At 64.7% G+C, this 24,110-nt stretch carries 5 protein-coding genes and 1 pseudogene; all 6 read right to left on the bottom strand.

Going from position 1 to position 24,110, the window contains the following annotated elements:
- Positions 1–412: 412 nt before the first annotated feature.
- The gene (locus WC704_RS17495; protein ID WP_372892280.1) at positions 413–12,055 is read right to left on the bottom strand and encodes a hypothetical protein; all 11,643 of its coding nucleotides are present in this window, start codon (positions 12,053–12,055) and stop codon (positions 413–415) included.
- Complete coding sequence (locus WC704_RS17490) at positions 12,052–13,491, bottom strand: hypothetical protein (RefSeq protein WP_372892278.1); 1,440 nt, start codon at positions 13,489–13,491, stop codon at positions 12,052–12,054. The genes WC704_RS17495 and WC704_RS17490 overlap by 4 nt, the downstream gene beginning before the upstream one ends.
- A 13-nt stretch (positions 13,492–13,504) precedes the next feature.
- Positions 13,505–16,870: a hypothetical protein gene (locus WC704_RS17485; protein ID WP_372892276.1), complete on the bottom strand. Its 3,366-nt coding sequence runs from the start codon at positions 16,868–16,870 to the stop codon at positions 13,505–13,507.
- Positions 16,870–21,828 carry a beta strand repeat-containing protein gene (locus tag WC704_RS17480; protein ID WP_372892274.1) on the bottom strand — a complete coding sequence of 1,653 codons (4,959 nt, stop codon included), beginning with the start codon at positions 21,826–21,828 and terminating at the stop codon, positions 16,870–16,872. Before WC704_RS17480 ends, WC704_RS17485 begins: the two co-directional genes overlap by 1 nt.
- Positions 21,829–21,919: 91 nt before the next feature.
- Positions 21,920–23,584, bottom strand: coding sequence for a Hint domain-containing protein (locus tag WC704_RS17475; RefSeq protein ID WP_372892272.1), 1,665 nt, complete (start codon positions 23,582–23,584; stop codon positions 21,920–21,922).
- Positions 23,585–24,014: 430 nt separating this feature from the next.
- Positions 24,015–24,110, bottom strand: a pseudogene (locus WC704_RS17470) (IS5/IS1182 family transposase); the annotation flags it as partial.

The following is a 24,110-nucleotide window of genomic DNA, read 5'->3' as shown; positions in this document are numbered from 1 at the left end:
CTTCGTGATCCAATATCATCCGAACCGCACGGGCGCGAACCTCGGGTGAAAACTTGTTCGTTGTCTTGCTCATATCGGCTCCGCCTTCTCAGGAGTTGGAGCCTCCGACAATCCCGGGGCGGTTCAGAGGGTCAAAACATGGGTCACTTCTCAGTGGAAATTATGCGCCTCCCGGGTCAACTCTCAGCGGAAATCAACAATCGTGAGGCGCTCAGGCGCGCTACGCGGTTGGCCGGGATACTTTGAGCGCTACCCTTGGTCCGTCGCCGGACCTGATACGGATAATCCGGAAAGCGCTTGCTTACACTTCGCGTTTTGCCGCCGCTTTGCCTTGCTGCACCTCCGCTCCGGCCTCAGACAGTTTGGGCACTTGCGGGCAAGGATTGGTCTGCGCTTCGCACAGGCGTTCCGCTCAGGCGAGGCTGTAACTCAATCGGTTGATGGAGAGCAGCACGCGTTTGCCTGGATCGAGCGACGAATAGAGCATCAGCGCGATGATCCAGAGCCCGCCATTGGCGTTGGGTTTGACCGCAGTCTGCCAGGCGTCGAGCGCGGCGGCGACCATTGCCGCTGTGTCCTCGGTCAGCGTCTGGTCCGGCACCAGCCCGACGGCAAGCTCGCTTACCAGTCCGTCGATACCGGGGGTGAGCTCGTAGCCGTAATAGAGGCCGAGCGTCAGCTTGAGGTCGTCGCGGCGCGTTTTCGGCGGGAACAGAGTGTCGAACGCCGCCTGCAGCGCTTCCTCAATCGTCGGGCCACTCATTTCAAGCGGATCGTTGCGGGTCAAGGCGGGCGTAGCGATCTCGGGCGCGGTCACCGTCGCGGTGCGGTAGACGAAGGCGTCGGCGGTTGCCGGGCCGGAGGCACCGAGCAGGTCTGTGTTGCGTACCACCTCGATCGCAATGCGGGTGTTCTGGGTCGATGAGACGTTGAGTCCCGGCCACGACAGCGCGAAGTGCGGCCAGCTTGTGAGCAGCAACTCGGTTCCGCCGGGCGGCGCGTAGGTGCAGGTGTCGCCGTCTACTGCGCCGGCGACGAGCGCCACCCAGCCGCCATCGGCGGCCTGACAGGCGACGTTGGGCCAGCCGACGGTACCCTCGGTACGGGTTAGCGCATAGGCCAGTAGCTGGCGTTGTGTCTCTGGAACGGTGCTGACCACCGCAGAGAATAGTCCGACCTCGCCCGGGATCCAACCGTCGCCGCTTGCCTCTTCAGCGCCGTTGTTGGGAAGGCGCGTCGGCCAGAGGTCTGCGGTTGCGATGGCGAGATCGGCGAAGGTCGTCACCGCCGCGCCGAGTTCGTCGGGCGGCACTGTGCGCGCCGGGTCGACCAGCGCGGCGAGCAGATCGTTGAGGTCGTCCGCCACCGCGACATACTGGGCAAGGGCAGTGAACAGATCCTGCGGCTCCGCGAGCGAAAGGCGCAGCTCGCGTGGCGGGGTCAGGTTGAACTGGACGGTGAGCGCGACATGATCCTGCGCGGCATGTTCGTGCGCGTAAACCACATCGAAGCTCCAGAGCGAAGCGGTGGTCAGCGTCACCGGTTCTACCGGGTCGGCGGCGGCTTCCTGGTTGACGATCTGCGGCAGGGCCGGGAAGGCGCGCAGCGGGATCGGCACATCGGTCGCGCCGAGATCGAGCGAAAGCGCTGCTGGCACGTCATCACCGATCAGTACGGGTGCCATCGCCAGCCAGTCCGAGCTGGTATAGCCTGGCGCGGTCTCGACTGGCAGTCGGTGGATCTCGAGGTTGCTCACCGCATAAGCGAGATCGAGCGCGATGTGCGATTGGGCCGCGGGATCGCTCACTGCCATGGGCAGCGTCAGGAAGGGCGCGGTGTCGGCGAGCGAGACCTTGCCCGAGGCGAGCCGCCAGGGCGGTGTGCCCAGATCGGACTGTTCGTTGCTGCGCGCCTCGCCCTGGAGCGCAGCATCACCTTCGGGGTCGGGCGAGCGCGTCCAGGCACTGTCGACGCTGCCGTCGTATTGGACGATTGCGGCGGTGGCCCAGGCCGAGGAGAGGGAGATGCCGAGCGCCTGTCCGAGCGCTGCGCGCGCGGTAGTGAGCCCGGCGACGAGATTGGGGTCGGTCACGGCACGCGGTAGGTCGCTGCCTTCAGGATTGACGCGGAACACTGCAGCAAGATCCTCGGGGACCGCGATCTGCAGCGTTGCCTTGGCTTGCATCAGCCGGACGAACTGGTCGCGCAGCACCGCATTGGTGTTGATCGCCGAGGCATAAGCCGGACTCAGCATCCGGTCGAAATCGCCGAGGAACCGTGTCGCCCAGATCTGGACGTCGATGCCCTGGTAATCGTGATTGACCGCCGCGTCCGAATCGAGGTGGCCCCCGATCAGGGGCGCGATTGGCACCTCGCGGCGCGTGACCAGCTCGCGGTAGAGCGGCGCGAGTGCAATCATCCGCGCGAGTTGCTCCTCGCCATAGGTCACGCCCTTGGTTAGCGCGACCGAGGTGATCCCGGCGGTGCCGAAATCGACTGCCCAGAGGTCCGCGGTGCGGTCGTCCGTCTTGGCGGTGGCGAGGCGTAGATTGGGGAGTGCGGCGGTCAATGCCGCTTCGAAGGCATCGAAGGTCATTGAGCTACCGGGCACCGCGCTTCTGGCCGGTGCTGCGATCGTCGCGCTCGCCGAAGCCGCCGAACCGGTCTCGAAGCCCGCGAGCATCAGCGCTGGTGGGCGTGCGACGTCAAGCACAACGTCGAGCGCGAAGGCCGCGCCAGGATAGGGTCCGTCATGGCTGAGATCGCGACTGATAATCACGTCGGCGGGGGGAAGCAGCGCGCGGGCCCCCTCGGCAAACATGACTACGTCAAGGTTCGCCTCGATCAGCGCATCGACGGTTACCGTCGCTTGAAAGCCTGCCTTGAGATACGCATCGTTGAACCGACCGACGAGGCTGTTGAGCGTGTCGTGAGGGGTAATCGTCTGCGACGCGATCGCCGGAAGGGGGGCTGCGAGCGTCACGCCGGAAACGAGCAGTCCGAGCACGCCTGCGTTGGCGAGTCCGAACGCCGCGCCGTCGATGCCGTATAGCACCGGAATACCGTCCGGGCTGACGGCTGCGGCGAGCAGTGCGGGCGGGGCCAATAGCAACCCACTGGCAGCGAGGCGACCGGGCACGTCGAACGCGGCGGCGACATCGGCCATCGTCGCGTCGGGCGCGGTCTGTCGGACTTCATTCAGCACCGCGTCGAAGCTGGGTAAGCCAGTGGTGTCGATCGGAACCCCCGTACCACCGACATCGACATCGAAGGTCTGGCCCTGCGCGACCGTGCCCGGCATCGCGCCGTTGCGCGTCGCGAGCGTGGTCGCCTTGTCGTTGCCCTCCAGATCGAAATTGCCGGCGATCCCTGAAAGCGTGTCGGTGCCGCGCTGGCTGTAGGGCACCGACAGATCGGTCGAAGCTGGCAGGTTGACGGCACCGGGAATGGCGAGGGCGCTGGCGCCGATCACGGCGCGAGTCGCGTTGGCATAGAGGAACGCCGTGGCCGGACAGCCGTAGCGAGCGGCCAGGGTGGCGACGGTGTCGGCCTCGTCGGGCGTGATCGTAGCGGGGGTGCCGGTGCCGAACACGCCGAGATAGATCAGCGCGCCGGGCTCGTAGAGGTCTGCGGTCGCAACATTGGCTCCGGCGAGCGTCGCGCTGTCGATCCCGCTCGGATTGTCGGCGAGCGTCGCTTCGCCGCTGACCAGATAATGCGCCGAATGCGCGGTCGCCGACGCGATCAGCATGTCCGTTGCATCGGCATAGCTTTCGCCGATCTGATAGGTGCCGATATGCACGCCGCGCGCCTCGAAGGCTAAAACGACGCCAGCGAAGGTCTCGACGGTCCCGGCGTTCTGGTCGTCGGGATCGATCGGGTCGCCGACCGCGACCGTCACGCCGTCTATGGTGAAGGGAAAGGCGGCGACCAGGATCGGGTCGGCGGCGCTGTCGGTCGCGAGCCATCCGGCGGTGGTTAATTGGGCGGTGGCGACGGCCCCGAGCACGGGGGCTTCCGGGAGCGTGACCGCGACCGCAGGGAAGCGGAGTACCGCGCCGATGCGGAGCGGCAGGTCGTCGGCGTTCTGGCTGAAGGTGAGAATCTCGTCTGCGGTTGCGGACGGCCAACCCGGGCGCGGCGCGGCCGCGATCGACGTCGCAGTATCGCCACTCGCCATTATCGCATAGGCTGGCATGGTAACCGCGACGTTGGCACCGAAAATCGCCGCAACGGGTGTTGCGGCATTAACCTCGGCGAGCGCGTCCCAGCTCGCGCCGTAGTCGGCGAAGATCTGGCCGAGCGTTGCGCCTCCTGCGGTCACTGCGCCATAAAGTGTGGCGCCGGCTGCCGTGGCATAGGCTCCCCCGGCGAAGGCAACGAACCCGGCGGTACCGTTCACTGCGGGCGACGCGCCGGTTTGCAACGTTGTTTCGATCGAAACGGTCATGCCTGGTTGGACATATTGATAATAGATCGTCGCATATTGGTCGCGCTGACGTCCCGCCGCCTCAACCATCGCGTCGCCGCGCTGGCGGGTCGATGGCATTAATGCCTGCGCTTTGGCGGCTAGGGTAACGCTAAGCGTAATCGTCGCGCCCGACCCAGCGATACCGTAATAGCTGCTGACTGCGGGCCAGGTGGTTGGGCCATTGAGCGTGTCGCTGTAGCCGACAGGGACATGGAGCGCGTAGTCGTCGCCGGAGGCGGTGCGGTTGCCGAGCACATCACCGAAGCCGAGGCTGAAATCGACCTGCGGCGCGGTGGCCGCGGTGCCGAGCCCGCGATACGGATCCTCCGCTGGGGCGGGTAGCCCGGCCACCAGGGGCGCTGCCGATGCCGGGCCAAATCGGTAGATCGGCAACACGCTCTGATAGTCCCAATAGGGCTGAGGTTCGGGATCGTCTGTGGCACCGAGCTGACGCGCCGCGACCCGCTGCCACATAGGCGTTTTGATTCCGTCGCTCGCCTGGGGTGAGCCAGGCAGGCCGGAAGCGAGGATTGTATAGGGACAGTCTGCGGATGCTGTCGCGGTCGCGGTGAGCAAGCTAAACTGCTCGCGCAGGCCGTCTTCGCCGGTGTCAGTCTCGGGTCGGGTTAGGGTCAACACGAAACCGGTGCTGCCTGCGGGTACCAGCGCCTGTGTTGTGAATTCGGTTGCATCTGACGTCGGTCCAGCCTGCGCGAACAGGGTAGCACCCTCGGCGATGCCCTGGTCGACGGCGATCAAACTGGTGTTGAACGCGAGCAACGTCCGGCCCTCGGGCGCCACCGCCTGCTGCGCGCCGACAATGACCAGCAGCTCGAGTGTCGCCTGGTCGCTGGCGTCAAACGCGCCGTCGCTCAGGCCGCCCTCAACCCCGAAGCTGTAACCAATCCCGCCGACGCTCGATCCTTCCCACAGTAGCAGCGCGAAGGCCGCCGGATCGGTTAGATCCGCGAAGCAGGGCGGGGTCGTATCGTCGCCTGTCGGCCCGCCACGGGCCGCGAGTGCGTCCGGCGCGACTGTCTCGGTCGAGAGGTTCGACTTGATCAGCCAGGCATTACCGTCGATTACCGCGATACCGCTGGGATCGGCGGCAGCGACGGGCGGTGGCAGAGTTACCTTGGCCACGGTCCCCGCCGGAGTATCGGGGTCGGCGAGATAGCTGACAAGCTCGAGCAGCAGCGACATCTGTTCGATCGCTGCGCCGCCGAGCTGATAGACGCCGGGTGCCTCGGCGATGCGCCGCACCGTGAAGCTGATCAGCGTCGCGAAAGTGCATTTGTCGACTTGCGCGCGCACCGCAGTGTCGGTTGCGCTGGCATAGACGATATAGGGCGTCGCGCTTGCTGCCTGCGCGCGTACGGCGAGCGTCGCGGGGAACGGGTGCACCGATAGCGTGTTCTGGTTGATGTCGAATCCCGGCACTGGCAGCGTAATCGCTGTCTGGAGCGGTACGAGCTGTGCAAGGCCATAGGTAACGGGTGCCTCGCCCTTGATCTCGATTGCCGCGGGACCGTTTTGCGGATTCCAGGCGAGCCCGGTCGCCGGTACCGCATCCTGTACCTGTTGATTGGTGTAGCTGAAGCTCAGCGTATCGGTTTCGGCATCGAGCACCACTGCGCCGGGGGGCAGGCTGCGGCCCGTAGCAAGCGCGCGGTTGAGTGCCGCCGGGGCGGCAGTCCGCGTCCCATCGATGGTGCTGCTGTCGAGCAGCGTGATCCATGCGGTTTGAGCGGTGACGTCGAGCGACAGCGCAACGCCGTCCGGGTCCTCGCCGTCGATGGTGAGGTTCCATTGCTGACGGCTCTGGTCGAACAGCGGCGATACCTGGGTGGTGGAGGCGGAGACGTGCCCGCCCTCGCCCGCGACCGGGAGCGGGATCTCCTGCCCGGAAAAGAGGAAGCGCGAAGCCTCCCCGGCGATTCCTGCGGTCGCGTTCGCGGCGACGCGCGCGACAAGGCTCTCAACCGTGTCGGCGGGGAGGTGTCGGACGAGTAACTGCGTGCCCTCGACCAGCCCGGATACACTGGCCAGTCGACCGCCGACGTCGGCTACCGACAGGCCATAGGCGGCGCCGAGGCTGGCGAAGCTGTAGGAAGCCCCCGTTTCGGTCACGACGTTGGGCACCGTCACCAGCGTCAGCGGCGCGAGGATCGCGGCGCTGCCCAGCGTCGCAGCGAGCCCGTCCCAATCGGCGGACCACACGCCAGCGTCCGAGACCCAATAGACCACCAGCCGCCGTGCCAGCGTGTCCGGCGTCTCGCCAGGCGCGACGAGCACCCCGCTCCATGCGGGAATCGCGAAGCCGCCGTCCACCGCGGTGACGCCGACGCTGAACGCGGGCCAGGCGGTGTTGCCGGTGTCGTTCGGATTCTGCGCGACGAACAGCGTCGCGCCGATCCGCGCGAGCGTGTCGCCGGGGACCGTGACATAGGGTATGGCGGCGGCGGTCGCGTCGAGATAGCCGGTGGGAATGGTGAGCGACACGCCGGGCGGCAGCTCGAGCGTACGCGGATCGAGCGCGGTTTCGCCCAGCACGTCCTTGCTGAGCAAAGCGACTGCCTGGGTATACCAGGCCGATTGCTCGGCACCGGCGTCGAGGCCGACAGGCACGCCAGCATAGCGCGTGAAGAAGATCGCTGCCGCGAGCAGCGCGGTGCAGCCCGCCGGTGCCGCGGTCCAGGTGACTGCGGCTGCATCGAAGCTGGTGTTTGCGGCGAGCAACTTCGCATCGACGTCCTGCCCGGCGAGGCCGAGGATTGCCGCTGCCGAGCTACGATACCGCGTCGCCAGGCTCGCGAAACTGTCGCCTGACGTAACCGGCACGGTGAGATCGCCGAGCGCGAGGTCGGTCTTGGCGAGCACAGTGGCGGCATTGTCCTGCGCAAGGATCTGCGGTGCAACGCCCAGCACGACCTCGATCGTTCCACCCGCAGCGGTGGCGGCGAGTCGGGCGGCAAAATCCTCATTGAGGAACTCGATCTCGTCAACGGTGGCGCCGAGTGTGTCTGCAACGGTTTCGACCGTGTCGTCGGGCCGCACCGGATAGGTGACTGTCGCCGTCGGTAGGTTGCCAGCGATGCTCGCGAGCGTGTCGTCAGCGGTGGCGGCATCGAGCAGTCGGTTGTCGAGCACGGCGAGCGCCTCACGCACGCCTGATTTTGCGATCAGCAGGTTCCAGTCGCTGAACAAATGACTGGCGAAGGCAATATAGGAATCGAGCGGATCGGCAGGGGGGGGGCCTGGGTCGATCGCGTCGGGCGAGAACCGCGCCGCCTGCGCCTGTACGCCCCACAAATAGAGCGGACCAATCTGATTGTCGGCCGCGAAATTGACCGCGCCGGTCTGTGTCGACGCCCAGCTCAGGAACGGCGGCATCGCCATCGCCATGCTGCTCTGATTGGCGGGCGTCTCACCATCGGGCTGGCCCGAAATGTCGAGATGGATGTTGGTCGAATAGAATTCGCCGAGCATCTCCGCGGTAAAGCCCGCCGAGGCGATCGCCGGATCGTCGAGCATCGTCGCGAGCCATTCGAGCTGGCCGGCGGTGACGCTGTCCTCCGGTGCCTCGGGGCCGTCGGGGATCGCGTAGATCGCATAGAGCAGCAGCCCTTGGACGAGGATGTCGGTGGCAAGCGCGTCGAAATCTTCCCCGCCCCGAGCGTGGACGCCGAACGCCGCCGAGCGCTGCTTCGCTTGCTGGACGTTGCGCGCTTCAGGCGGGGCGCCTGACGGCGCAAAGAGCTGCATCGCAAACCGATATTGCGGCGTCGGATTGGCAGGTGCCGTGCTCGACCAGGCGAGCGGCACTGCGCCGAGGTTGAACGACGGCAGCATGAACAGGTGCGCGGTGCGGGGCGAATCCTCGAACACCGTCTTGGTCGGCTGCCAGATCGGTTCGGAGGCGCTGGTGCCGCGCGCGCCGAGCCGCCGGAGATGCTCGCCGAGTAGCACCGCGCGGCGTTGCTCGGGCCGGCGGCGCGGGGGCTGCATCCGGCGGCGCGCGCTGCCGCGCGAATTGGCGCGCGCACGTTGGCGTTCGGGGGTGTCGACACCCTGGGCCAGCGCGCGTGATCGTGATGCGTTGAGCTGCACGCCAGACTGATCGGGCGACAGGATCCAGGGCGTTGCCCGGCTCCTGCCGACGGTGAAGCTGGTGTCGAGTTCGACCTTGAAGCTGAAGTGGACTTTGATGAAGAGGATTTTGACACTCGCCTCGGCGCGCACCGCGACCTCGAGCTTAAACACGGTCGATTTATAGGCTTCGAGCGTCACCGTCGCCGCGGCATAGGCCTCGAGCGTGACCGAAACTTTGATCACCTTGAAGTCGACCTTGCCGTAGAGCTTGCCGTGGATCGCGGCGACGCCCTGCGCCCAATAATAAACTGCGGTAGCGCTGCCTGAGGCGCTGGGATGGAACCAGCCGACCACGCCCTCGAAAATCACCTCGACCTGGACATAGATCCCGCCAGAAAGCGGACCGATCGAAATATCCTTGCCGACGCCGACCGCGAGCCCGACACCAAGCTCGATCACTGGCGCGAAATTGCCATTGGTAATCCGCGGCACCCGGCGCGAGGTGGTGCCGTTCAACAACCCGAAATAGATGCCGCCACGGCCCAGGAAAGGGAATATCTCGACCGAGAAGCTGCGGTCGAAATTGCGATTATAGGGGAAACCGAGGTCGATCTTGAAATTGCCGTTGGTGTAGATTTCGACCACCACCACCCCGAGCGTGACCGAGACCTCGCCAAACTCGAAATGGCGGAACGCCTCGGGCAGGGTCAGCTCGATCCGGAACATGCCGATATTATCCGAGATTTTCTTGTAAAGAATCTCGAAGCGTAACCCGGATAAACTCCCCGCCTGTTCCCCGCCGAGCGCGATCGACAAGCCGTAGAGCCAAGGGTCGTTGAAGATGAAGCCGAGATCGATCGTGTCGATCAGCCCGATGTCCAGGCCGATCAGCCACTGGCTGACCGGACTCCACTCGACGCCCTGCCCCGCAAGCGGGTTCTGCCCGGGTTGTGGCTCCTTGAGCTCGTTTTCCAGCAGCGCGAGCGTCGCCGCGACGGTGTCGGGGAGCTGGGTAAGCTGGATGCGCTGGCCGAGCCCCAGATAACGCAGCTCGATAAAGCTAGAATCTGCGCCTGGCAGTGGCGGGGGGGATTCGTTTACGACATCCCATTCGAGGTCATTGCCGTCGAAGCGCTGACCAAGCATACTCCCGGTGAGGATCAGCGATACGCCGCCGTTTTGGCCGCGAGTATAGCGGATGCCGACCGTATCGAGCTGCATGAAGACCAGATCGGCGTTGGCGGCGTAAACCAACTCGACCGAGCTCTCTTCCGGATCGATCGTCAGTGTGAAGCGCGACAGTTCGATTTGGTTGAGGATGTTCCACGGCGGATCGAGCGAATACCCAATCGTGGGGGCGGCGAGGTTGACGAAATATTCAAGCATGCTGCCAACGGTGACTCCGCCAAGCTGCATACTGATCACTTGGTGGCGCGCCTCGGCCTCGCCCCGCCACGAGGTATAAGCCTTGAACCAAACTTCGTCGAACCGGACCTGGAAGGTGTAGGTTGGCTCGGGCACGCCGAGCGTCATCGACGCAGCGAGCGCGAGCTTGTTGACCATGAACAAGCCGGCAAGGTTGCCCGAGGGCGTATCGCTCTCGGGCGCCTTCGTCATGTCGGTGCTGGCGGCCGCGGAGATCTTGAGTGTGGTCCCGAAGATTGTCGGGTTCCAACGCCCCGAGATAGTGCCGCCGAATGTATAGCCGATTGGGCTGGAGGTGTTGCAGCTGAAGTATAGTCGATCGATGCTGAGATCGGGAACCCAGTCTGGCACGCTGTTCTGGCCGAGATAGCGTCCAACCATGTAGCGCAGCCCTATCGTCGATCCGGGCATCAGCGATCCCGAGAAGGTCCAGCCCTCAGGGTTCTGCTCTGCGGGCCCAGGATATTCGGCTGCGACCGTCACCAGCGGAGCTGCTTCGTCCGACGATTCACCCAGGAGAAAGGTCCCGCCGATCCCGCCCGCCAGCACGCCGCCCACCATATCGACGTGGAAGCTCAATGAGCGCAGCGTGATCGTGGTAACGACCAGGTCGATCTCCCACCCCTGCGCCTCATCGACGGGCGGATCGAACGGGTCTTGGTCGGGCTCGCCAAAGATGATGTCGGCCGAGGCATAATAGGATTGCTCGGCGGGATCGGCCTCGATTCCCAGAGCGACCACGTTCATGTCCGCTGGTGTCGGCGGCCCGCCGTCGCCGAAATAGTTGCGGAACGCCGTGCTGATCGGGATCACGTCGCCTTCGGCCAGATCAGCGCCGACCACCCAGCCGGGAAGTTGCACCGCCGCGCCGATGTCGAACGACGACTCGCCGGTGCCGAAGCGCAGCGTGCCGAACACATTGCCGGCAAGCACCCCTGTCATCGTGCCGTCGATTGGCGTCGAGTTCCATACCCAACTCGTGCCGCATTGCTCGATTGTCACGAACGGCACCGGCGCGGTCCACGGTCGGGTCGAGACGATCGCCGCGCCGATCCCGACCACGGTGAAGCCGAGCAGGCTGTCGTCGTTAGGTTCGACGTAGAATTCGACGCTGTCAAAGCGGAAGCTTGGGATTGGCAGATAATTGGGCGGGGTCGGCAAGTCAGGTAGCCCGAACAGCTTGGCGAGCTGCTGCATGCCTTCGACAACATCGCCATTGTCGAAGATTACGATGAAATGCCATACGCGCCCGGTGGCCAGGATCGGGCAGGAAAGCCGCGCCACCAACCCACCGACGCGCAGACGACCGGTGAGATCAAGCTCCGACCAGGCGTCAACCCCGGGGTCCTCTGGATCAGGACCGTAGTTGACGATGAGGTTGAACCCCAGCGCCTCAAGCGCCAACGGGCCGAGATCGAGCAGGGCGTTGGTCAATGGCAATGTTGCCGAGGGCGTGGTGGCGAGCAGGTCGAGCGCAGGAGGCAACACGACGCTCGCAGGCACCCGACAAGTGCCACGAAGCTGGAGTGGCCACGGCGCGACAAGATGACTCCAGCGCGTCCAAAAGTCAGTGAGCGGCAGCGAACCCGAAAGGGTGAGTGGCGCGCTGCTGGCTTCGTTCGAACTCCCTGCGAAGCTGGCACCGTCGAGCCGGATATCAGAGAGAAATGACGGCACCGGCATCACCGAGCCGTTCGGGTCATAGGCCTGGCCCTGGGGCAGCACGGGGAAGCTGGTACCGAAAGTCCAACCGGGGAGAGTAACCGTCAGCGTCAGCGTGAAGGTGACATCGCTCGATCCGACGCAGTCGAGCCGCGCGCTCACCGGCACGATATTGGCGGGCGCCGCGCCGGCGATCCCCCAAGTGCCTGACCCGACCAGCGTTGCCGAGGTCGATCCGGCGGTCACCTTGGCGGCAGTCAACGCGTAACTGGTAGCGATTGTAAAGCGCGCGAGCACCGGCACCAATGGCGCGAGCGCGGGCTGGGTCGTGGCGGCGGTGTAGAGGTCGATCGTGCCGTTGACGATCGAGGCGTTGAGTGCCGCGATGACTGCCGAAAGGGTCATCCGCAGATTACTCGTACGCGCAATTGCGACCCAGCGGGGGGAGCCGCGGTGATGAGGGCCGGTGGCCGGGTCATGTTGGTATGGGTTTGTTGCGCGAAGCGGCCCGGGGTTGCGCGCAGACCCGTCTGCGTGGTGCGGTAAGCGGCGTTGCGCGACGGCCCCGCCGCCGCAGCGCGGCCGATGAAGGTCATCATTGAAGTTGTGGCGGGGCTGTTACTCGACGCCGATTGGAGCGAAAGGTTGGTCCCGTCCGAGATGAAATACCAGTTGCGCCCGCGCGGCACGCCGCTGGTGTCCACTGCCATAGTCGGTTTGGGCAGCTTGTTGGCGGGCAGCGGTGGCGACTCGTAATTGATAATCAGGCGGCGGTCGCAATAGAGCGTCGAATAGACGTTGGCTTGGGTCCTGGTCGTCGCGTAAGTTGGCTGTCCGGGATATGCAGGGTCAGTCGGCTGATTGATGCGCTCGTCGATCCACGGCGTCAGATAATGATTGCCGGCAGCGAGCGAGGGGTCGGACCAGTAGATCTGGGTGGTTTGTGTCGCGGCGGCGAATTGCGCGATCATCAGCAGCGATGGGTGGTGGTGCCGCTTCTCGTCGGCGCTGACAGAAATTGTCCAAGGCTTGAATAACTGGAGAAAGTCATTGACGACCTTGAACGATTCAGGGCCCACCGCATCTTTGGCGGCCTTCAGATCGTAGGTGGTCTTACGGCTACCGTGGTGCGGCAGCGTCATCGACATCGTTGGCGGCAGCCCTACACCCGCGAAATGCGTGTTGACCTGCGCAAGCGTCGCCGCAGTCCCGTCACCGGTGCCTATGAACCATCTGTAGTTCCAGTAAACGCCGAACACCACCGACTTGGAATTGATCGCCTCGGCGTTGGGGCGGCGGCTTGCCCCTTGGCGGATCGTTCCGTCTTGCGGGTGCTGGGTATTCGCCATCAGGACGTAAAGTTGCGCGTCGCCCGGTTGGAACACATCGTTGGAAGGCCAGAGCCGAGTCCAGCTGCTCTTGTCCCGGTCATAGCCGCTTGCTTGCGATCCGAAGCCTGTAACGTTCGAGCAATATTTTTTGAGCTCGGTGATCAGCGATGTGTTGCCAATCTTGTACCGCCAATCGACGCCACCGTAGCGGACCATGCCAATTTCCTGGCCTGTCGGCGGGCCGAGCGCGGGCAGCAGCTTGAGCATGAGATTGTAATGGTCGTTGTCACCGTGGGTCAGCATCACCACGTCGATCTTCGGATTGGCGCGGTCCTTGATCTGGTTCTTGAGCCACTCGATATTGGCAGTGGCGATCGCCTGGCTGCTGTTGGTGCCGAGGTCGACCAGCATGTTGTGGACGACCGCTTCGGCCTGGTTGTAGATTTCGACATAGTTGCACGCGCCTTGTCCGACATCGAGCACACGGAAGACGACATATTTCACGTTCATGCCCGGCATCGCCTTAGCCCTCCCGCCGACCGAGCCGCTTGCGGCGTGCGCTACGCAACGCCGCGGAGCTTCCGCCCGCGCGCTTGGCGTTAGGATCGGTATAGGCGGCGAGCCAGCCGAGCTGACCGGTCGAGCGTCCCTGCGGTCCACCGAACAGGCTGATGTCGAGATTGCCCGGCGGGAAGCTGAAGCCGAGCACCGACAGCGCGAAGCGCGACATCTTGAGCAAATAGGCACGCGCGCCGTCCTGCTCATAGGTCGAGAAGACGAAGCTCTTGAAGCCGAGCTTGAGCACGCCCTGGAGCGGGAAGCTCCCGCCGCGCGTTTGCGTGCCGGGCAGTTTGAGCCCAAGATAGACAAGATATTCGTCGTCGCGCCCGCTCACCATCCAGGCGGTGAGCAGCTCTGCCTTCAGCCCCGCCCCGCCCGCGAGCGCTCCCAGTGAGCCGAGGTCGAGCGTCTGGACCAGCCCGTACCAGGGCGGCACCATCGGCACTTGGTCGAGCGGCGCCGAGATTGAAATGAAGCCCATGTCCTCGGGTGACGCGCCTGAGGGCGGCTGGCCCGGCGCTGCCAGATTGGGGCTGGCGATCAGTCCGGTCACCGTCACCGGAAAGCCCATTGCGAGCGCGTCGGGGCGTGCCTCGCTATTGGGGATGTCGAAGCGGATACCAGTCTCGTTGATCGTCCAATGCTGCAAGGTCGGCTCGGCGATCGGGAAGTCCATCGTCAGGACGAGCTGGTTGAAGGTCAGCCAGCCGTCGGTCGGCGCGTCCCCTTCGTTCGCGGCGGGTGCCGAGCCATAGCTGAACAGATCGAAATTGGGGGCTTCCCAGAAGCGCAGCTTGCCGCCGAGCGCGAAGCTGGTTGCCACGATCTCGGGTGACGGATTGGCCTGGGTCTCGATCCGAACCGAGTCGATTTCGATCTGGTAGAGCGCGGTACCGATCGCGTTGAACGCGTTGAACCCGATCAGCGCGAAGCTGTACGAAGGCGCGCCGCCGCTGCGCTGCATCGCTCCTGACAGCAGCAGATTATTGCCGCGGGTCGTGTCCTGCTTGATCAACTGCGCAGCGAACAGCTGGTTCAACGAAATTTCGACCTGGCAGGCGAATTCCGTGAGATGGGCGTTGGCGAAGCGCGCATTGAGCTGCATCGTCTTGAATTGGAAGGGAAGCGTCTCCTCGGCGACGAGGTCAACGACATCGACATAGTCGATCAGACCGAACACGCTGGTGGTCTTGAGCGTGATCGGGCTCGTCGTCGGGTCGAACGGGGTCAGGCTGGCACCGACATGGTGCGCGTAGAAGCGGCTTGAATCGATGCCCGCAGCTACGAAACGCAGCGAATCGGGCAGGTCGGCAGGGCTGACCGGCGCATTGAGGAATAGCACGCCGTTCCACGCCGGATCGGCGACGATATCGCGGTAGAAGCGCGCATAGGGACTCGCCGGGTCAGTCTCGTTGGCGGCGCGCGCCTGGGTGAGGATGGCGTTGAGTGTGCGCCAGGTCGGCTCGATCTGCCCCTTGGAATCGGTCGCCACTGCCTGCCATCCCCAGCTTGCGGTGTCGGCAGCGAGCGCCTCGAGCGGGCGGTTGGCGTATTTCCAAACCATCAGCGTCGGCGCGTCGCCGGTGCGCCACAAATTGGGGTCGAGCGTGAACAGCCAGCCATCGAGATCGAGCTCGAACGGTGGGTCGCAGGTCGCCTGGGCGAGAAAGGTCTCGACGTTCGAGACGACGAAGAACAGCTGGTTGGCGAACAGTGCGCCCTCGAAATCCGCGCCGATGTCGCTGAAGGCAAGCTGCCCGGTCGGCAAGTTGGCGATGATCACCCCCTCGATCTCCGAAAGGTTCGCGGGGAGAGTGACTAGCAGCCCCTGCGGGGTCACCGCCAGCACGTTGCCTTCGTCCTCAACATCGATTCCAGGCGGGCGGCCCGTAATCAGCTGGCGGCGCAGCGGGGCGAGCGCCGCCTCTTCGAGCGCACGCGCCGCTGCGGTGTTGTCGGGCGCAATTCCCGAATACGCGCCAACCGGATAAGCCGTTGGCGCAGCGCCTCCGGCGGTCCAGCCAGAGAGCGTGGCGGCGGGGACCGGCTGGAAGTCCATCACGTGAGTGCCGTTGCCGGTGAACAGCGGCGACTGGCGTGGCTGGGCGAAATAGGCGAACCCGGCTTCCCCCGAATTGGGCGGAAGCACCGATAGCCAGGCGCTGGTCGCGAGATCGGTGAGGAGCGTGTCGCCGACACCGGGCACCGTCGCGCCGGGCGCGGCATTGGGAGCGAAGGCGGGCCGACCGGCATCGAACAACAGCAGCGTACCCGACGTCGCCAGTGCTGCGGTTTCCAGTCCCGAGAGGCCAAGCATCAGCTGATCGGTCAGGCCGGCGCCCGCACCGCCCTCGGGTGTCACCACCGCCAGGCTAAACGCGCCGTCGGGGGCGAGGCTGTAGAGTTGGGTGCGCGGATCGGTCACCGCGTCGATGCGCGTGGCGCAACGGCAGAAGGCAAGCCCGCCGGACCATAAGGGCGCTACTGCCTGGATCGGGGTGAGCGTGGTGGCATAGCCGCGCTGGGAGACGAAGGTCGCGCTGATCGCCGGGCTGTCGATAGCGAAAACAAGGCCGGTCCGGCCGCGCAGCATCGGGAACAGGGGATCCCAGGTTGCATCGAGCGTCATCGCCGCAGCGGCGGTACCGAGTACCGGCATTGACACCGGCACCAGCCGGGGGTCTGCAGGATCAAGCGCGTAGCGGACGGCGTAGCGTAGTTCGACCCCGAGCGTGCCGAGTCCGTCGGCGGGGACCGCGAGGGTGCCGGCCCAGGCACCGATGCTGCTCCCCTGAAAGGCGATTGCGCTGGTCCCGGCCGGGCCGAACGCCCCGCCTGGGCCACGGAAGCTCGCAGCGCCCGCCGCGAACACTGCCCGCGCTTCCGCCTGGTCGAGCGTCAGCACCGCGCCGGGAGCGAGGCTGAGGTTATAGTCGCCGAGCGCGAAGCGGCCGACGCCGGAAGTTGCCCAGGTGGTAGCACCGTCGACGCCGGTGCCCGTGGCAAACCAGCCGCTTGCTTGCCAAAAGGCACTCGGATCGTCGGGGTTGAGCAACCACAGGAAGCGGGGGGGCATTGTCGGCCCGAACGCGGGCAGCCAGCCTGCCAACGCGGCGGCGAAAATCGCAAAATCGGTCGGCGTCGTGGCGAGGAACAAATAGGTGCCGCCAATATCGTCCCAAGTCTGGAGCAAGGTTGCAGAGGGGCCGAAATCGGCGCTACTGCTCGGTGCATAGCCTGCCCAATAGCCTGGCACCCCGGCATCGCCCGATGCGCTCGACGCGTAGAGCGCGAGCGCATCGACCTGTGCGAAGGTTACCGCAGCCATTAAAAGGCGATCCGATCGCCGTGGATCAGCGGCAGGTTGGTTGCATCGACGGGGCCACCATAGGTCGCCATCGTCGACCAATCGAGCCGCACCATGTAGCGCGCCGCGGCATCATAGACCGAGGGCGGAGTCGCTGGGTTGGCTCCGAACACCGGGATGCCAGGCCCTGCCGCGCGCTCGAGCACCACGCCGGTGAGCTGCACAGAGGTTGCCGGCGGGCGCGCCATGTAACGATCGAGGATGTTGCCAACGGTGGTGCCGAGCGGAACCACCAGTTCCATGTTGTTAACGCGCACACGGATCATCAGTCTGAGCACTGCGCGGCCGCGGAAATAGACAACATTGCCGGTCTGCCCGGCAGTCGGGCTGGTGGTGGTCAGCGCAGTATAGTCGGCGGCGGAGGCGAGCGCGAAATTCGCCGCGGTCGAGACCGATCCTGTGCTGGTCGGATTCTGCAACGTGCCGGGGAAGAACAACCGGTAGAAGGGGTTGGGAAAGGTCGGGAAAAACAGGTCGGCGGCATCGGCAACACCGGCCGACGACGATGCCGAAACGAGTGTCGAGGGTGCGGACACGTTCATTGCGCCTGAACTGGTGAGTCGAGCGACGAACGCATCCATCGACAATTGCCACTCGTTTGAGCCCGAGATGAAATCGGCGACGTCAAAGTCACTCGGCGATCCGCCGCCGAAGCCGTTGAGCCAGCTGTTGGTGTCGCCCGACCAAACGTTGGTGTAGTCGGCGAAGCCGACGCGCAGTACCAGGCCCTGGCGCAGGTCGATCGCGCCGGTGCCGTTGCCGCCGGTCAGATAGAGGCCGTAGCTGTAGTAATGGAGCTCATCAAAGGTCTGCGGCATCCAGCGCGCGATCGCCTGCTGGAGCACCGAGATCCCCCAGGGCGAGGCGCCGCCGGTCTGCGCCGCTTTTAGAAAGTTGACATAATCGGCCTGAATCTGCGGCCGAATCGACGGCAGTGGATCGTCGTCGCCGTTGGAGAAGGTCCACACATCCGAATTCGCGGCGAAGGTAAGCGTGTACGGGAAAGTTGCGTCGGGATTGCCGAGATAGGTGAGGTTGAATGCGCCGACTGGCTCGACCGAGACCGTCGAGGTGCCCAGCGCTGGGAGGTAGATGGTAATCTGCTCGGGTTCGAGCGCCATGGTTGCGGCCGGGAAGATGTTGGGCGGCGCGGTGGCGGTCGCGGTGGTCGAGACGAACCACGCAGTCTGGAACACCGGCAGCGCCGCCGACGGCAGGCCGGTCCCCGCAGCGTCCACTGCCTGGACCACCAAGGTGAACGGCGCGGAAGCGGCGGCTAGCGTCGTGGCGAACGAGACGCTGGTCGCGCTAGTCTGTGGTGCCGTGGCGGCGACGGCACCGTTCTTGTCGAGCAAGGTCGCGACATAGCCTATCGCACCTGCGACGGGCTGCCATTCGCCGCGCGCGTGGGTGCCGTCATAGTCGGCGGAGACCAGCGCTGGCGCCGAAGTGGGCATTGTCAGCGGTGCGCTCGCTGGCCCGGTCGAGCTCACGCCGTTGGCGGTGACCTTGGCGGTCACCGTGACGCTGATGTTGGAGCCGAGTGCCAACGCGCTCGTGAACGGATAACTGGTATCGGTAACTGATGCTGCGCTGCGCCCGTCGGAGAAAGTGACGGTATAGCCGGTGGCGTCGGCCACCGTTCCCCAGCTCAACGTCGCCAGGCCGGTCGCTGCATTTGTCGTGACCGCGAGTGTCAGCGGCGCGGCGAGCAGCAGCGCCGGTCGCGTTTGATAGGTGCCGTCCGAGCCAGCGTCGAATGCCACCACGCCGAGTTGAGTCGTGAGGCCGAGCAGGTAACTTCCCTCCGCCTGGAGGCGCAGTCCGGCGACGTCCATCGTTGCGGTGGTCGCGGCAGTGGTGATGCTTGCGATTACTGCCGATGTCGCGGCGTCGATCAGGTTTAGACGATAGCTCATCCCTGCTGGTGGGGAGGCCGTGGTCCACGTCGCGCTAAGCTGGGTTTCGCCCACAGTCACTGCGGTGAACACCGGGCTCGCGAACGAGACCGAGGTGGTCACCGCAGGCGTGGTTGACCCATTGGCCGAGGTTGAGAGGAGCGTGAGAGTATAAATGGTGCTGGCGTCAACGCCGCTCTTGGCGAAGGTAAGCGCCCCGGTTGTTGCGCCGCCGAACCCGGCGCTTTCCACCATACCCCCAGCCGAATTGGTCAAGTCAAGCCAGTAACTGCTGATCGATGCGCCGTCCGAAGGCGCCAGCCAATTGCCCTGAAGCTGCCATTGGGTGTCGTTGCCCGGTTGGGTCGCAATGCTGACCATCGCGATCCGGGGGGCGATCGCCAGCACCGGCACCGCGGGCGAATAGGGGCCGGTGAGCGCAACGCCGTTTGTCGTCGCCTGCGCCTGCGCGATGATGGTCAGCCCCGCGACTCCGAGCGCGGCGTAGCTGAACGTGGCGGTGCCGGTCTGGCCGCTGACCGTCGCGGTCGCCGGGCCTGCGGCGATCTTGTCGCCGGCCATCAGCCACGTCTGATAGGTCGTGTTGCCCGGCATCCCGGCAGGCAGCGCCAGCGCGACGCTGACGGCATTTCCCTGGCGATTGAGCGCAACGGTGCCGAGCGAGGGCGCGGCGACGATCGGCTGCACCGCGCCGCACCAAGCGCCGCTTAGCGCCGCCGTGGCGCTGGTCCGCGTCGCGCGGACCGCGACCGTCGCCGATCCCTGCGCGCTTGCGGGAATCAGCAGGGCGACCTCGCCCGAGATGCTGCCGACCGTGGTGGTACTGGTGGTGCCGTCTGCATTGGCGACGCGAAGCATCGCCCCGGTGGCGGGGTTGTTGGCGACATCGTTAACCAGGCTCCACGCCGCAGATAGCGTTGCGCCGTCGTAACTAATGCTGCTCAGCGCAGGCGCGGCGAGCAGCAGCGGGACCGTTGACGAACTCGGCGCGAAGCTGCCACCCCCGCCCGGCAGCGGCTGGCTCGGTTTGGCCCCCGCCGCCCATGCGGCGCTCGCCGGGCTCACGGCGAAGCTACCGCGCGTGCCGGTGACAGTGGTGCCCTTGATCGCCTGACCGCTGGCATATGCGAAGAGATAGGCACTGCCCGTCGGAGACACTCCCTGCGGTGTCTGGATGGCCAGCGCGAGCTGGCCGGCGTCGAAATCGGCGCTGATCAAGCTGGTCGTCGCGGTGAGTACCGCAACCGGCGCCGACCAACCGCCGAAGGTGTCGGCGGTCACGCCATTGCCGGTCAGCCGGGCCTGCACCGTCCAGCCGATCGCCGGGTTGAGCGGTTGGGTGAGCGGAAGGGTGATTGCGACATTGCTCGCGGCGCCGTTGGCGGTGGCGAAAACCGCGCCGTTGGCGAGCAGTCGCATCATCGGAACCTGGCTCGCGCTCGGCGCCTGGCTGAGGGTTGCGTGGATACCCTGGGTTGCGCCGGTCGGGTCGCCGGCCCCGATGTTCTGGAGCGCGGCGATCGTCGGCGCGGCGCCGACGAAGCTTGCTTGCACCGAGGGGCTGGTGCCGCGCGGCCCGGCGATCGTCAACGTCGCAGTCGCCACGCTGTTGCCGTCGATGGTGTTGGCTGCGGCGGTTCCCTGGGCGAGGGTGAATCGTGCGGTGCTGCCGTTGGCGACCGACTGGCTCGCCACCGCAGTCGCGCCCTGGCTCAGCGCGATGTTCAGCGTACTGCCGTCGGGCGGCGGCGACGCGGCCTCTACCGTGACAATCCAGCTATTGGTACTCGCTGGGTTGGCGCTCATGTCGATCGCGCGGATTACCGGCGCGGCGACAAGCACCGGCACCGGATCGCTCCACGGGCCGGTAACGGTCGTGTCCGAGACCGTCGCAGTCATCTGCGCCTGCACGGTCCAGCCGTCGCCGCCGCTGAAGTTGGCCAGCGTCGCGGTTCCGCCGGAGCTACTGACCGTCGTGTCGCCCTTGCCGCGCCCGTTCTCGAGCAGCCGCACGGTTGCAGCCGCCCCGACCGGCGCGTCGCTGGGGAAGGCCACGGTCGCGGTTACGCTGGTTCCGGCGATCATAACATTGTCGACGACCGGCATGCTGGTGATCAGCGCCGTCGATGTGCCCGGCGCGCCGATGATAGGGCCGATCCGCACGCGCCCCGCGACCGAGAAAGCGGTTGATTCCGAAAGTCCGGAGTCGATCACCGCCATGCCACCATTGGCACCCGCCGCGAAATAGCTGGTGCTGGTCCCTGAGGTGACCACCAGATCGTAGCTGATCGAGCCGCTCCCGGCGGGCGCTGCGGGCGGAGTCCAGCCGACATGTACCCGGCCGCCGTCATAGGACACGCTGGTGATCGTCGGCATCGCCAGCGGTAAGGCGAGCGACGAGATCACTGGCCCCATGGTGAAGGGCGCAGTGAAACCGCTGTCCGGGGTTCCCGAGATTGGCATGACTGCCTGGACGTAAAGTACGCTGCCCGGGCCAGCCTTGTTGTTGAGCGCCAGCGTGCCGCTCGTCCCTGCCACGGAGGTCGAGCCGGCGCCCGTTCCGGTGCTGGTATAGGCGTTGAGGTTGGCACCAGTGGGAACCAACGCCGCCGCGCCGAAAGTCCAGGACATGGTAAGGTTCGAACCGCTGATCGACCCGTCGAGCCCGGTGGCAACCGCAGTGACCACCGGCGTGGTGACGTAGGTCCCCGCAGTCCAATTCGGCTGCGTGCTGGTCGATGCAACCCATTGCACGTCGAGATAATAGTCGAGCGTCGCCGAGAGCGGCGCGGTGGGCACGATCAATACGCTGTTGGGGTTGTTCGAGATCGTGGACTGAAGCGTGGTGTTACCCTGCCGCAAGCGGCCCGCGGTGCAGGGTCCGGCGGTCTGCCCGGCGGCGGCAGTTACATACGCATAGACGCCCAGAAAGGCGAAACCCGGCGGTGCCGCGGCCCAGGGCGACAGATAATAGGCGTATGAGAAGACCGGCAGAGTCATGCGAGCCTCGCATTTCCGGCCCGTCGCGCGGATGGCGCGACGGGCCTGCTATGCCGCCCCGCCCCCGGTGAAGGGACGGGGCGGATGATCGTTAGTAGCGGATGTCCTCGATTGCGCTGGCATAATCGGTGACCAGCGAATCGGGCAACTTGCGTCGCATCAGGTCGATGTCGTGGGTGATACGGTAATGCTCGGCGCGCTGCGACAGGACGTCGCCGACGACGATTCCGTTGGCGATGAAGGTGCACACCGCGTTCTTGTCGAGCCCGCCCGCGCGGTCGGCCTCGTCACCGAGCTTGAGGTTGTGGACCAGTCCCTTCCACGCGATCTGCTGGCACGAGGCCACCTTTGCTGTGCCACTGTCGGTTGTGATCACATCGCCCGGGGCCAGCGCGTCGAGCTGGGCCAGGCCGTCCGGGGTCTGGATCGGATGGAGCCCGGTCGCGACCAATTCATGGCCGGCGTCTGTGGTGAGCCGGTACATGGCCTGGCCATGCGCCGAATTCTCGTCAGCCTCATGCTCGCCATGTGTCGTCGCCTCGACCGCGAGATCGCTCGGCTCGCCGCCAGTGCTGACGCGGTGACCGTTGTTGAGCGCCTCGATCGGCACCTTGCCGCCGTCGGCGAGCGTGACCAGCGTCCCTTGGGCAAGACAATGCGCCACAAACATGATTTGCGGGATGATCTTGTGGCATTGCGGGGACGATTCCTCGGGTGTGTTCACACTGCACACCGTGAAGGCGTAGGGGGAGATCGGCGCACCGGTCACCGGTACCGAGAAGTTGAACACAAAATAGCATGTGTTGATGTTGACCAGCGAACTCTGCGCATAAACGATCGACGTTGTGGAATTGTAATAACTGCCCGCTTGATAGGCATAGCTCCAATCGACCTGCTGGCTGTTGCTGGCATCCATCGTCACGCGATTGGCGAAGTTGGTAGTGTAGGTGGTGTTGACCGGATATTGATAAACGGTTCCGCCACTCGATATGTAAATAAAAGCGCTCGTTGCGGCGCCGTTGAGCGGTTGCCCCGGCGTACCGCTAACGTCATAAGGCAAAATCGCGCTGCCCAGGAAAGGGCAGATCAGATAGGGGTTCGCGTCGTTGCTGCTGCTGTAATAATAATAATCGACATCGGTCGAGTTTACCCCCGGCAGTCGTCCGAGCGCAATTTGTAGATATTGACCGTTTTTCGGGGTTAGTGTGGGTTGTTCGATGGTAAAGGTCATGTCGCCCGACGTGACCGGCGTCGCTTCAGTCGCGTAAGCGGTGAAGCTCGTGGTGCCATTCTGCGTTACCGAATGGTTGACTGACAATGCCTGGAGCGATCCGTCGGCCGACTGCGCCGCCGCGGTCTTGGTCGAGATCGCGACCGCTCCGTCGCCAACGTTGCTGTTGTCCCCCGAGGCGAGCAAGGCGCCGCTGGTGCCGTCGAACGCGAACAGCGCACCACCGGTGTAGATGTTGCCCGTGGCGCCTGCGTGCAGCGTCATCGCAGTGGCGTTGCCGGACCGGTCCTTGCCGAGATCGAGGAGGGTGAGCGTGTCGGGCGTTCCGGCACCGTTGCCGTTGAGCGCTGCGTGGAGCGCGGGATAGCGGTCGGCAGTGCGCCCGGCGGCGGCGAGTGCCGCTTCGATCCCCGCGCGATGCACTGGATCGGACGGATCAAGCGCTACCGCCGTGCCAGCGGGAATGAGATCGGCAAGCGCCGAAAGCGCAGTGAGATGTTCCGATGATACCGACGCATTCGTCATGTTACCTCTCCTTGGGATCAGAGTACAGAACATCGCCTCGCACACCAAATAAAGGTGCACGAATACATTTATCAAAGAAATTTAAATTGAATAATCAATCAAATTTCATCAACGTTATCAAATTTTAAAAATGTTTCAACAAAAATGGACGAAAAATATATATAATTTTGTATATGAAAATTTAAATTAACGAATATTTATGTGATAAATTTCACAGATATGTATAATTTGCGGAGTGAGACGAATTTTTGTTAAATAAGTCAAGAAGGTATTTAAAGTGTATTAAAACACCAAAGCGGTGTCGAAAAATTTGAGCCATTATCTATGGCGTGAAGCCACAATCAACCTCACTAACCACGGTGAGTATTTCCTGTTCCTCTTTGGAATCGGGTATCTCTGAGAGTCTGATTCGAAATTATCCGTCGTAATTTCATGACGTTGCGATGCGTCGGACGAAGAGTTGGATTGAGGCGATGAAGATCCAGGCGGTTGCCGAGGCGATGGTCTGTTCGAAGTCCTTGGCGAG

The sequence above is a fragment of the Sphingomonas sp. genome, assembly GCF_041661885.1.
Classification (GTDB): domain Bacteria; phylum Pseudomonadota; class Alphaproteobacteria; order Sphingomonadales; family Sphingomonadaceae; genus Sphingomonas.
Note: the sequence above shows the minus strand (reverse complement) of the source record. Positions and strands in the feature narration are given on the sequence as shown.